The following is a 13065-nucleotide window of genomic DNA, read 5'->3' as shown; positions in this document are numbered from 1 at the left end:
AGAACTTGCTGCGCAAGAGTGATGATCTTCCGATGCACGCTGATTGGTTTGCGTTCACTGTTGGAAGACAGGGAAAGCGGCATTCAGCGACTCGCTGTTGTTCAACGCAGGCGACCGCGAGCCTATGCTTCCGAAGCAGCTTTCTTTCAGAAAGCTTTTGGCTTCCCGAGATTCATCTCTCTCCCTCCGCACTTTGTTCGTTCACTAGAGTTCAACTTATATAGAGTAGCAGTTAACAGGGGAAGGGATGATTACACGTTGAATGTCAATCAGCCAAGCAGCGGCCTCCAGCCGAGATCGGCGCGGAGCAAGAAGAACAAGACGCCTGCGCCGCCTCAGATGATCCTCGTTTGCTTCCTGGCGCTGATTATTTTCGGCGGGCTCGCATATACGTTGAGGCTGTCGCCGAACAGTTCCGAAGACCTCCCGCAGCAGACGGCTAGCGGGAAGGAAGAGAGCGCCGCGAACGGCGCAAACAAGGGCGGACAGGCTGCAGCGGATCATGCGAAAGAAAGCACGGGGGCGGAGCAATCCGATTCGGCGCCATCCGTCGAAGGTACGGATGGCACGGGCGCCATCGGTGCCGACGCTGGAGAAGGAGACGCTCCCGACGGAACGGGAACGGCCTCGACTGGCGGGACTCCGGAAGCGTCGGCAAGCGGAACAGCCGGGAATGCGACAAGCAGCGATGGCCAAGCGGGGAGTGAAGCGGCGGAGTCGACCGACTCGGCGGCGGATGAACCGAAGGCAAACGGCGGGACCGCGGTCGACGAGATCGAACAGGCAGCGGTCAAGCCGGTCGACAAGCCGGCTTCGACTGATTATTCGAAGGTGGCGCTGCCCTATTCCTACACGGTGCGCAAAGGCGACACGTTATTCCGGCTCTCCCAGCTGTTCTACGGGTCCAAATCGCACGTAGCCGACATCGCGTCGCGCAACAAGCTGAGCAAGGATGCGGAGCTGACGGCAGGAAGCGTCATTGTCATCCCGGCGCTGTCGAAGTCGCAAGGCGGCAATACGAGCAGCGGGAATAAGCCGGCTGCCTCGGGCGCAACCGTTGTGCATACCGTCAAAGAAGGAGAGACGCTTTACAGCATCTCCCGGGCTTACTTCGGGTCCAACAGCTACGCGAAGAAAATCGCGGCATTCAACCAGCTGGGCGATGGTGACGAACTCAAAGCCGGCACTAAGCTGAAAATTCCGCCTAAGTCTTAACGAAACGAAAAGCCGATTCCGGGTCATGACGGAATCGGTTTTTTTCGACTTTTCTCCCGTTAATCTCGCAAAATACTCCTTTCTAGGTATGGTGATTGCCAGCGCTATCTTTTAATATAAACAGGATTATCGGATCGTACGGCAGGCACCAGCTGAACGTTGGTTTAGGTATACGTAAAAACGGACGAGAGGAAGATTCGGTATGCAGCGCATGGGAACCATGGGGAAAATCATACTTTGTTTGGCCGTTCTGATCAGCGGCTTCGGCTACATACAAGGATGGGAGAAGCCGGCTCATGCCAATGGCGGATTGAGCGTCGGTTATGACGGGAACGGCCACACGGGCGGCACCTCCCCTGTGGATAGCAGCGGCTACAGCGCGGGCGACACCGTCACCGTATTCGGGAACAGCGGCAAGCTGGCGAAGGAAGGGTATGAATTCGCGGGTTGGAACACGCTAGCGGACGGGACCGGGACGAATTACGCTTTGGGCGCGACGTTCGTGATGGGCGAGAGCAGCGTCACGTTATTCGCGAAGTGGGCGGCGGAGACGCCGGGCATCTGGCGCGAATTGGATGCCGGCGGGATTTCGCCGAACAGGACGGCTTTTAGTTCGGTCGCCGTCGATGAAGGAATTCCGTACATTGCTTATATGGACTTCGAGCGAGGCGGCAAAGCGACCGTGAAGAAGTACGCCGACGGGGCATGGAAGACGATCGGTTCGCCTGGTTTCTCGCCCGGGAACGCTAATTATATGAAAATGGCCATCGACGGGGGCACGCCTTACGTCGGTTTCTCGGATCCGGAGAACGCGGGCAAGGAGACTGTCATGCGCTACAATGGCACGGATTGGGAGATGGTCGGCACGCCTGGTTTTTCCGTCGGGATGGCGACGTACAACTCGATCTTCGTGGAAAATGGCATTCCCTATGTCGCTTATACGCAAGTAGGCTCCGGCAAGCTGGCCGTGAAGAAGTTCTCGAACGGGGCGTGGGAGAGTATCGGACCCGCCGACGGGATGACGCCGGGACAAGCGCTGCTGGCTTCGCTGTTCGTGGAGAACGGAACGCCTTATGTCGCTTATATGGACTGGTCCAGCGACAGGAAAATCGCGGTCCAGAAATTCAACGGGGAAAGCGGCATTTGGGAGAACGTTGGCGCTTCCGCTCCCTCTGGGGGAATAGGCGAATACCCTTCTTTGTATGTGGAGGGAGGCACGCCGTATATCGCGTTTACCGAACCTGACAACAGATATAGAATGGTTGTCAAAAAGCTGATCGGCAACGTGTGGGAGCGTATCGGAGCAGCCGATTTCTACGGCGGCGGCCTGGGCCAATCCACCTTGCACATAGAGCAAGGCGCCCCCATTCTTGTTTATCAGGGCGCAAGCGGCAAAGCGACGGTGAGGCGATATATCGATGGCGAATGGGAGCTTGTCGGCACGGCAGGATTCTCCAAGGGCGCGGCCATGTACTTGGCGGGGGCCGCGGATGGCAGTCGCATTTATGCAGGTTACGCCGATCGGGGCAGCTCGGACATCCCGGTTGTGATACGCTACATCATTCCTCCGCTCACGTATACGATCGGCGCGCTGGACGATTTGACGATGCGGGAGCTCCCCGCTGCGTACGCAAGCGGTACGCAAGAGACGAAGACCGTAACGATCTTGCGCACCGGCACGGGGGAGCTGGCTAGTCTGGCGGTATCTCTTGACGGCGCGAACGCGGATGCTTTTACGATTACGCAGCCTGCGGCGGGCAGACTGGACCAGGCAACGCCTTCTACTGCTTTTACGGTGACCGCAAGAGACGGCTTGGCGCCCGGCGTTTATGAGGCGACCGTAATCGTCAAAGCCGACCGAATGGCGGATGTTAGCTTTATCGCAAAACAGGTCGTCCAAGCGCCGCCATCGTACGCGGTCACATACGACGGCAATGGAAGCACGGGAGGCACGGTTCCTGTCGACAGCCAAGTCTACGAGCATGGCGCGAGCGTCACGGTCGCGGGCAATAGCGGCGGGCTGGGGAAGACGGGCCATGCGTTCATGGGCTGGAACACCGCTTCTGATGGCAGCGGCACGGATTATGAGGCAGGCTCGTCGTTCGCCATGCCGGCGGGCGGCGTGACCTTGTATGCGAAGTGGGCGGTCGAGCAGCATACCGTTACCTTCGATTCCAACGGCGGCACAGCGGTAGGCAGCCAAACGTTGAACTATGGCGGCATGGCGGCGAAGCCGGAAGACCCGGCCATGGCGGGCCATACGTTCAGCGGCTGGTACACAAACAGGGAGCTGACGACGCCGTTCGTGTTCACGACGGCAATTACGGGCGATACAACGCTGTATGCGAAGTGGACCGTGAACCAACAAACGGTGAGCTTCGAGACAAATGGCGGCACGCTGGTAAGCAGCCAATCGGTTGACTACGGCAGCGTGGCGACGAAGCCGGAAGACCCGACCAAGGCAGGTCATACGTTCAGCGGCTGGTACACAAACAGGGAGTTGACGACGCCGTTCGCGTTCACGACGGCAATTACGGGCGACACGACGCTGTATGCGAAATGGACCGTGAACCAGCAAACGGTGAGCTTCGAATCCAACGGCGGCACAGTGGTAGGCAGCGAGACGGTGAACTACGGCAGCGTGGCGACGAAGCCGGAAGACCCGACCAAGACGGGCTATACGTTCAGCGGCTGGTACACAAACAGGGAGTTGACGACGCCGTTCGCGTTCACGACGGCAATTACGGGCGACACGACACTGTATGCGAAATGGACCGTGAACCAGCAAACGGTGAGCTTTGAAACGAACGGTGGCACACCGGTAAGCAGCCAATCGGTTGACTACGGCAGCGTGGCGACGAAGCCGGAAGCGCCTACGAAGGCGGGCCATACGTTCAGCGGCTGGTACGCGAACAGGGAGCTGACGACGCCGTTCGCGTTCACGACGGCAATTACGGGCGACACGACGCTGTATGCGAAATGGACGCAAGTGAATACCTCGACAGACAGCGGTTGGAATACGGCGGAGCCTCCGGTTGCCACCGTCGTCAACTCGACCAATGGACAGCTGAGGCTGCTTGTAGGCCAAGCGGGCGAGGTAAGTCTCGGGAGCGAGGTTACGCTGACTGTCCCGGGAGGCGCTTCGAGCACAGCGCTCGCCATCACGATCGAGAAGTTAACGGATACGGCGAGCTTGATCGGGGACGATGAGAGCTTGGCCAGCCCTATTTTCGAAATGCTTAAGAACGATCCGAATCCGTTCCGCGTCCCGGTCACGCTCAGTTTTCTCTTCGACCCGGCGCGCATCCCTAGCGGGCGGCAAGCCGCCGTATTCTATTACGATGAAATTAAGAAAACATGGGTAGAAGTCGAAGGCGCTCAAGTGGATGGCAACCGGATCACGGTGCGCGTTGACCATTTCACGAAATTCGCCGTCTTCGCAGACGGTCCAGCCGAGACGGGAGCGGCAGATGGCGTGTTCCGAGATATCGCCGGTCACTGGGCGGCTGCAACTATTCGACAGGCACTGCGCGATGGCATCGTGAGCGGATACGAGGATGGCACGTTCAAGCCGAACGCCATGGTGACGCGCGCGGAGTTCGCGGTCATGCTGGTGCAGGCGCTGAACCCGCAAGCAGGCGAAGCGCGGCTGGCGTTCGCCGATGTCGGCCAAATCGGCGAATGGGCCAAGTCGGCGGTCGCGCGGGCGGTGCAGGCGGGTATCCTGAGCGGATTGCCGGACGGCACGCTCCGTCCGAACGCGGCAATCTCCCGCGCCGAGATGGCGGTTATGGTCGCCCGGGCACTGGATAGAACGCCGGTCGACGCAGCGGCCGCGGGTTTCACCGACGAACAACGCATTCCAACATGGGCGAAGAGCGCGGCGGCCACGCTCAAGCAGCTTGGTCTGATGCAGGGCGGACCGACGGGCGCGTTTGCGCCGCTCAGCGAGTCGACGCGAGCGGAAGCTGTTACCGTGCTGCTCAAGGCAGCGGCGTACAAGAACGGTTAATCGGGGAGATTACTTGCTCCCAAGGAAGCACGAGCATGGAAAAAGCGAGCTAACGCACAGATGCGCAGCTCGCTTTTTCTTTTTTCGTCTTCTGTACGGTTCTCACAACGCAAGTCACGCCAGCGCGCACGGTGCCGATCGCATTTCTGAAGTCAGTCCGCATCGTGCCGCAGATGGCGGAACCCTCCGACCCAGCCCGTTTCTATTTCCGTACCAGCTGCCATGTCTGCGCGGCATTGTTCAGGTCCTGCCAAATTTGCACGTTCGCGCCGTTGGCCGTAGAGCCGCCTGCGATGTCGAGCGCTTTGCCGCTGTTCGGATTAATCAGCTTGAAGGCGCTGCCGCTCGGAAGGATCGCCCAGCGCTGCGCAGCGTTGCCGCCGAAGTCCTGCCAGATGTGCACATTCGTGCCGTCGGCCGTGCCGGTGCCGACGACATCGAGCGCTTTGCCGCTGTTCGTGTTGACGAGCGTATATGCGCCGTCGCCCAGACTCGAGATGCGCCACGCCTGCGCGGTCGAGTTGTTGTCCTCATAGATCTGCACATTCGTCCCGTCGGCCGTGCCGCCGCCGGCTACGTCGAGCGCTTTGCCGCTTGCGGGATTGATGAGCTTGTAGACGGAGCCCGTCAGCGCTGCCGGCTTGTAAGGCGTGAGGTCGAAGAAGTCCAGCTCCGCGTAGCCGTCGCCCTTGCCGAAGCGCACCGTATTCCAACCGGCGTTCAGCGTCGTGCGGCGCGTGGACGTGCCCCAATTCTCCCAGCCTTTGTTGGTCACATGGAATGGCGCCGATGCGCCGTTGATGGTCAGGTTGAGCGTCGACCAGCCGCCGCCGGACGTGCCGTTCGCCGTACGCGCGGACAGCACGTATTCGCCCGCCGCCGCTGCATATACCGTAAATTCAACATAGGAGCTGGCCGTATCGATATGGCCGGCTTTGCTGCCGCCGGATCCGCTCGGACTTGCGGAAGCGTAGGCGCCGCCGCCGAAAGTGCCTTCTTCGCCTTCGTAGCGCACCCGCTGAGACTCGCCCGATGGCACCGCAATCGGGGTGTTCGCCGGACTTGGCGTGCCGAGATTCGGCGTGTTATCGCCGTTCCAGCCGAAGCGCTGGGCGCGGATTTCCCGGTTCCAGCCAGCGTTGTTGTACTTGGCGACATGGTAGACGATCCAGTCCTCCTTGCCGTCCGGCGAGGTCGTGAACGAATGATGTCCGGGGCCATACAGCCCGTTCGCCGATTGGAAGATCGGCTGGCTGCGCTTCGTCCAGGAAGCGGCATTCAGCAGATTGCTGCTCGCGCTTGCCGTGATCAGGCCGAGGCAGTAGTCGTTCGTCCAGCTGCCGCTGGCGGAATAGACGAGACTGATCACGCCGCCGCGCACGATGACCTGAGGCCCTTCGTTCACGTTCGGCGAGTGGTTCGTCTCCCATGCGTAGATCGGGCGCGCGATTTCCGTACGGCTCGAGCTAATTGTCCACGGGTTGCTCATGCGGGCGATATAGAGATTTTGCCGCACGTTCGTATCGCCCTCCCAGCCGGACCAGATGAAATACAGCTGGCCGCCCGTCTGGAGCACGGTGCCGTCGATCGCCCACTTGTTGGTCGCGTCGGTAATTTGCCCTTTGTTGACCCACGTGCCCTGCATCGGATCGGGGTTCGTGTTCTCGAGCACGTACATCCGGTGGTTGACGTTGTCGCCGTTATCCTTAGCGTAGTAGATATACCAGGCGTTGTTGATGTAGTGGATTTCCGGCGCCCAAATGTTGCAGCAGCCGGTCTCGATCACCCGCGAAGGCGCGGCGTCGATGCCCGTCAAGGATGGACTTTTCCAAATTGTCACGTTGCCGCCGGTCGTCTTCGTGAAGTAATAATACCCGTCGGTGTGCTTGTAGACCCAAGGATCGGCGCCGTCCTGCACGAGCACGTTGTAGAAATTGCTCTGGTGCGTGGCGGCGAAGGCCGAGCTGTACGGGAGCAGAAGCGTGCACAGCAGCAGCATGACTAACGTTCGTCTTCCGATTCGGCCGTCCGTTTTTTTCATCAATTATCATCCTCTCCGTTCGTCGTATTGGCGCCTGCAAGGGGCGGGCGCACTTCTATCTATAGCAGGCGGGAGCGGATAAATAAATGGGGGCTGGCGATGTTCAAAAAAAATGTCCACAGTCTACCACATATATTAACTTGTGGATTTATTAATTAACTTATGTATTGTGAAAAAGAGTGGATTAATCTAAACTAACCTTGAATAAGCGTTTACATCTATTATTAGTTAACTTCACCGTTGATGTATGCAAGGACGAAGCAAGGCCAAATTCAACCATCATGCAAAGGATGTGTTCGATCGATGACAACGCAAACGACAGCGGCAACGGCCGTAAGGCCGGAGTTTCCACGGCCGGACTGGCAGCGCGCAGACTGGCATAATTTGAACGGCGCGTGGGCGTTCCGCTTCGATCCGCAGGACGAGGGGAGCGAAGCGTCGTGGCAGCTAAGTCCCGCCGCGACGTTCGACCGCGAGATTACGGTCCCCTTCTCCTGGGCGAGCCCGCTCTCCGGGATCGGCGAGAATACGGCGGGCATCGCCTGGTACCGCCGAACGGTAGAGTGGCAGCCTAAGCAGCGAGACAGCCGGCTGTTCCTGCGCTTCGGCGCGGTCGATTACACGTGCGAAGCATGGGTTAACGGGGTGCTCGCCGGCGTTCATCATGGCGGCTACGGCACCTTCGAATTCGAAGTGACGGGTGCCTGGCTGGCTGGCGGCGTCAACACGATCGTCGTACGGGCAGAGGATCGCGATCACGGTTACCAGGCACGGGGCAAGCAGGGCTACGGGGAAATTCGCGGCATTTGGCAGCCCGTCTGGTTAGAAGCACGGCCGCGCACGTTCGTGCGGGATGCCAAATTCGAGACATTGATCGACGGCACGGTTCATGTACGGACCCGCGTCGAGGCACAAGAAGCGGGAGAAGCGACGATGTCGTTCGATTTCGCGCAAGGAGAAGCGAAGCATGAGGTTCGACTGACACTGGCGCAAGGACTGAACGAGGTGGAGACCACCTTCCGGGTAAGCAGCCCGAAGCTGTGGTCGCCGGAGAGCCCGTATTTGTATGAAGGTGCGCTTCGGCTCGATGCCGCGGGCGATAATGACGTCGTCCAGACGTACTTCGGCATTCGCGAGATTGGTTCAGCCCGCTTCGGTGAGCGCGGCTACCGCTGGATTACGCTCAACGGCAAGCCGGTCTATCTGAACGGCACGCTGGACCAGTCCTACCACGAGACCGGCTACTTCACCTATCCGTCCGATGAGGAGATGCGGGACGAGATCTATTTGATGAAACGGCTTGGCCTTAATTTCGTGCGTATTCACATCAAGCCGGAGGAACCGCGCAAGCTCTACTGGGCCGACAAGCTGGGCATTCTCGTCATGGAGGATATGCCGTGCTTCTGGGGGGCACCGGACGAGCAAGCCCGGGGCGCGTATGAACGCGAAGCGCGGGAGGTTATCGAGCGGGATTGGAACCACCCGTCTATCTTCTCCTGGGTCATGTTCAACGAGACGTGGGGGCTCAAGACGGAGGGGGCAATCGGCGGATTGACGGGCGACGCGGCGCAGGCGAGCAGCTACCGGCCGGACACGCAGGAGTGGGTTCGGAGCATGTACCGGTGGGCGAAGCGGCTGGACTCGACGCGGCTCGTGGAAGATAATTCACCGTGCAACTGGGATCATGTCGAGACCGATCTGAACACGTGGCATTTCTACATCAACGGCTACGAGCAGCTGCGCGGGCATGTGGAGGAGGTCGTCGCGAAGGCCGTTCCCGGCTCGGCGCACAACTTTATCGGCGGCAACGTGCAGACGGACGCGCCGCTCATGAACAGCGAATGCGGCAATGTGTGGGGGATCGAGGGCGGCGCCGGCGACAGCGACTTAGCCTGGCATTATCGGTACATGATGAACGAGTTCCGCCGGCACGACAAGCTGTGCGGCTTCGTCTTCACGGAGTTCCGCGACGTGACGAACGAGTTCAACGGCTACTACCGGCTGGACGGGACGGAGAAGGAGTTCGGCTACGAGGATTTCGTGCCGGGCATGACGGTCGCGGATCTGCATACGCCGGATTTCGTGGTCATCGACGCGCCGCCTTGTCAGACGATCGCGGCCGGCGAGAGCGCGACGGTGACGCTGCTGCGTTCAAGCTTCTCGGACCGTTACCACGGACAGACGCTGACCGTCGCGTGGGAGCTGTCGTACGATCGTATCGGTACGCGCACGACCGTTGGGGCCGGAACGATCTCCGCGCCTTGGGAAGGGTACGGCGTGGAAACTCTGTCTGAGCTCGCCGTCTTGATGCCGAAGGAGGACGCGGTGGCGGTACTTGCAATCCGGCTGCTGGACGGAGACGGCAAAATCGTCACGCGCAACTTCACGACGTTCGATGTTCGGGGCGATCTGACTTCCCGCGCGCAAGGGGATGGCTTGTTCATCCAGCTGCCGGTTATTGGCTTCGGCGGTCAAAGCTTCGCGCATCAGTGGCAGGCGGTAGGCGGGGCGAAGACGGCCGGAGCGGGCGCAGGGCGATTCGCTTACGACATTGTGCTGCCGAGTCATGATGATCAGACGCTGATCGGCGAGGTGGAGATCTTGTTCGAAGCGGCCGCGTGCCGCCCGCTAGCACGGCATATCGAAGGCGCGAAGCTCGTCCATCACGGCATTAGCATGATGCATGGCGCATCGGCAGAGGTGGAGCATAACCCGAATACGTATTACATGACGGACGAAGTACGCCACGAATCCCGCGTACATGTCCTCGTCGATGGCGAACGGATCGGCTCGTTCGCGCTGCCGGACGATCCGGCCGACAGCCGCGGCGTCTTGTCCTGGCACTATCAAGCCAAGCCGAACCGGCTCGACGAAGCAGGCTCCTACGGGTATCTGTGCAAGGTGAAGGTACCCGGCCGTCAGGCCGCCAAGCTGGACCTGCGCCGTTCGTTCAAGCTGGAGCTCGAAGCCGAGGATGGCGGTCTGTCGCTATACGGCCGCAATGCCGGCCGGTATCCGATCGATCTGCTCATCCGCTGCCGGTAAGCGTATCGCATAGTCGCAATTAGGGTCTCACCCAACCTCTTCTTGTTAACGGGAAACAGCAGCTTCCCCGGACAAGGAGAGGTTTTTGCGTTTGATTGTGCTGTTGCTGCTCTAGTGCTGGCTCTGCCGCTTGCTCCGTCGTTGGCAATGACGCTGTTGCTGATGCCAAGTTGATAGCAGTTCTTGAGCGAGGAGAACGCGGGTTGATATAATTTAGATGAACATCATTCCATTATCGGGAAAAGGAAAGAGGGTCTGGCACATGGCGCATAGCGAGGACCATTTCGTTGTCAGCATTGAACGCTTCAAGCCGCACACCTTCGAATCCGACGAAGGCGACGGCCTCTTCATCTCCCATTCCCATGCTTATGACGAGCTCACATTAATCTTGGCCGGGGAAGGGTATTACAGCTCGCCTGAGCAGAACTTGAAGGTCGGAGCGGGCGACCTGATCCGCATTCCGTCCGGGCTTCATCACGGCTTCGTCTGCACGGCGCCTTGGCAAGGGGTATCGGTGCATTTTCGCCATGATAAGCTTCCGGTTCATTGCCAATATCTCTTCCACGCCAGCCGCGAGCCGAACCGTATTCACAGCACGCAGCTGGGGGAGGGCGATCTGCGCTGGGCGTCGATCAGCCTGGAGCAGATGGAGAGGGAATGGCGGGCAGAACGGCCGGGACCGGACTCGGCAAGCTGCCTGCGCATTGCGCTGGAGACGCTGCTGCTGCTGTTCCAGCGTAATCACGGTAATGCGAAGCAGACGTCGGAGAGCGGTAACGACCAAGCGATCATCCAGGAGGTCGTCAAAGAAATCCACGCCCGGTATTACAGCTCCGTCACCGTCCATGAGCTGGCGGCTCGCCATTATCTGTCGGAGAGCAACCTGCGCAAGAAGTTCGCGGAGACGATGGGCGTCTCGCCGAAGCAATATATTATTAGCCTTCGCCTTATGGAAGCGAAGCGGCTGCTGCAGCAGACCGACAAGGCGATCGAATCGATCTCCTCCGAGGTCGGCTTCACCTCCTCGAGCCGGTTCTACGATTTCTTCGTCAAATCCGAAGGCATCACGCCGCTCGAGTGGCGCAAGCAAGCGCTGCAAAGCGTGTAACCCGGATATGAATAGCGCATATCGTCTCACTCGCAAAACCGTCCATGGAGACGGTTTTTTGTTTGGGCTAAGTTAAATTAATGCGAGATTTGACCAAAAGAAAACCGCCTTGGCCATCCGTAACATCTCGGCTTCGTTTCGTTGACCGAAATCTTCTCCGTTACGATCCTACTCCGCAAATGGCGAATGTAACACCCAGCGTTCAAACCCCATTCGAAGCAATGCCGAACTTAAATTATTCATTTGCTGCCCTTTGTTCTTCAATTCGGCGTCGTATTTAATCAATTGGATAATAGCCTTCTTGAACCCGAGCCTCGGATAAGCCTCAAGAATGGTCTTTACGGTCTCCTCCGAAAAATCCTCTGCACGCAAACCAAGGATATCCATCCCGGCTCCAAAATGGACTAAAGCGATTTCAGGCTGCTTCTCTCCGGCAATCTCAGAGGCATGTAAAATAATAGCTTCTCGCACGACGTCGATTTTATCTTGCGAGATCCCATGCGTAGATAGAAATTTCTCTGCATAATCGGCACCTTCGTGTTCGAAAGAATGATGACGGCATACATGGTCCGTTAATCCGATATCATGCAGCACCGCGCCGAGAAAAAACAATTCCGGATCATATTTTAGACCATACTTCTTGCCTAAGGCATCTCCGAATGCATAGGTACGCAGGCAATGATTGTACAGAAACGCAGGCGAAATCTCATAAATCAGTCGAGTTGCTTTTTGAGCCAGCTTACTATCCGGAATCGCAATCCGATACATCGTATCTCCTCCAACATGCCCTCATTTTTGAGACCGATCGGTCTCAAAATAGCATAATGGATGTTATTCCGCTTTACAAGTGAAAAATGTTGATCGATCCGCGATCGCGGTCCAGCGGTCTTAACGTCGTCTCCGTCACGGGTCATTTAAAAGTAAAGGCAGCCGATCGGCTGCCTTCGTGTCATGTGAAGCTATCGTTCCCAGATAGCTCAATTCAGCTCATCCATATCAGAAGCCAAACTTGAGTAATGTGGCGAGATTATCTGTTTTAGAACTTCTAATGCAGCAATCTTCTGATACTTCAATCCTGTTTTCCAAGATTCTAGTGCACATTGTTCTGCATGTCTTGATTTTATAATCCCGAGTGCCAACAGTGCTCTTCTTTTTACATATTCATTCTGGTCTTCATAATACTTAAGAATAGTCTCCTCCGCTTCGGGTTCAACCGATGCGATCTGAGTTAGGTAATGGGCCAATTGCCATTTGGTATCGGCATCAGGGTAGGATATGCCTTCCGTACCAAGGAAAAGCATGCTCATTGGAGACTCAGCTACTTTACTGACCAGTAATTCACATTCGTTATCTCTCCCAATGATAAAGAGAAGGTTATTTATCGTTGTCTGGTCCCAATCAAAACATGATGTTGTATCGATTAGTTTATCAAATATTATTTTGAGTAGCTCCCAGTTAGGGTACATTGTTTCCCATTCAAATTCATGCTTTACCGTTTTCGACCAACTCCAAAATGTATCAACCTGCTCATCAAGTTTCCGATATACATTTTTGTTTGGGTCGTGAATGATCGTGTGAAAATCGTCCATAATGCACCCCGAAATTCAATCTTAGGTTAATCTTATCACAAGATCTCTCTAGAGG

7 protein-coding genes and 1 pseudogene are annotated in these 13065 nt (G+C 57.6%); 4 read left to right on the top strand and 4 right to left on the bottom strand.

The genetic code is table 11. The features are described 5' to 3' along the window. Nucleotides 1-258: 258 nt before the first annotated feature. Nucleotides 259-1215 (top strand): LysM peptidoglycan-binding domain-containing protein, encoded by a 957-nt coding sequence (locus ACFFSY_RS09770; RefSeq protein WP_377493256.1) that lies wholly within the window; start codon nucleotides 259-261, stop codon nucleotides 1213-1215. A 202-nt stretch (nucleotides 1216-1417) separates the two neighbouring features. After that, a complete protein-coding gene (locus ACFFSY_RS09765; RefSeq protein ID WP_377493254.1) occupies nucleotides 1418-5227 on the top strand; it encodes an InlB B-repeat-containing protein in 3810 nt (1269 codons plus the stop codon). A gap of 202 nt (nucleotides 5228-5429) precedes the next feature. Here ACFFSY_RS09765 and ACFFSY_RS09760 read toward each other — a convergent pair whose 3' ends face one another. Together ACFFSY_RS09760 and ACFFSY_RS09755 are read right to left on the bottom strand one after the other, a co-directional pair. Then, complete coding sequence (locus ACFFSY_RS09760) at nucleotides 5430-5858, bottom strand: RICIN domain-containing protein (protein WP_377493682.1); 429 nt, start codon at nucleotides 5856-5858, stop codon at nucleotides 5430-5432. A 15-nt stretch (nucleotides 5859-5873) separates the two neighbouring features. Further along, a pseudogene (locus tag ACFFSY_RS09755) lies at nucleotides 5874-7226 on the bottom strand (family 43 glycosylhydrolase); the annotation flags it as partial. Between the two features lie 345 nt (nucleotides 7227-7571). On the opposite strand from ACFFSY_RS09755, the gene ACFFSY_RS09750 reads away from it, so the two are divergent. Together ACFFSY_RS09750 and ACFFSY_RS09745 are read left to right on the top strand one after the other, a co-directional pair. After that, a complete protein-coding gene (locus ACFFSY_RS09750; RefSeq protein ID WP_377493252.1) occupies nucleotides 7572-10313 on the top strand; it encodes a glycoside hydrolase family 2 protein in 2742 nt (913 codons plus the stop codon). 262 nt (nucleotides 10314-10575) lie between these two features. Further along, entirely contained in the window at nucleotides 10576-11421 is an 846-nt protein-coding gene (locus ACFFSY_RS09745) for a helix-turn-helix transcriptional regulator (RefSeq protein ID WP_377493250.1), read from the top strand. A gap of 168 nt (nucleotides 11422-11589) precedes the next feature. Here ACFFSY_RS09745 and ACFFSY_RS09740 read toward each other — a convergent pair whose 3' ends face one another. Together ACFFSY_RS09740 and ACFFSY_RS09735 are read right to left on the bottom strand one after the other, a co-directional pair. After that, on the bottom strand, nucleotides 11590-12189 hold the full coding sequence (locus ACFFSY_RS09740; protein WP_377493248.1) for an HD domain-containing protein: 600 nt from the start codon (nucleotides 12187-12189) through the stop codon (nucleotides 11590-11592). Between the two features lie 209 nt (nucleotides 12190-12398). Beyond that, nucleotides 12399-13010 carry a HEAT repeat domain-containing protein gene (locus ACFFSY_RS09735; RefSeq protein ID WP_377493246.1) on the bottom strand — a complete coding sequence of 204 codons (612 nt, stop codon included), beginning with the start codon at nucleotides 13008-13010 and terminating at the stop codon, nucleotides 12399-12401. Nucleotides 13011-13065: the final 55 nt, after the last annotated feature.

This window comes from Paenibacillus aurantiacus (assembly GCF_042431225.1).
Lineage (GTDB): Bacteria > Bacillota > Bacilli > Paenibacillales > Paenibacillaceae > Paenibacillus_Z > Paenibacillus_Z aurantiacus.
The sequence above is the reverse complement of the archived record's forward strand: the minus strand, read 5'-3'. Positions and strand labels throughout refer to the sequence as shown.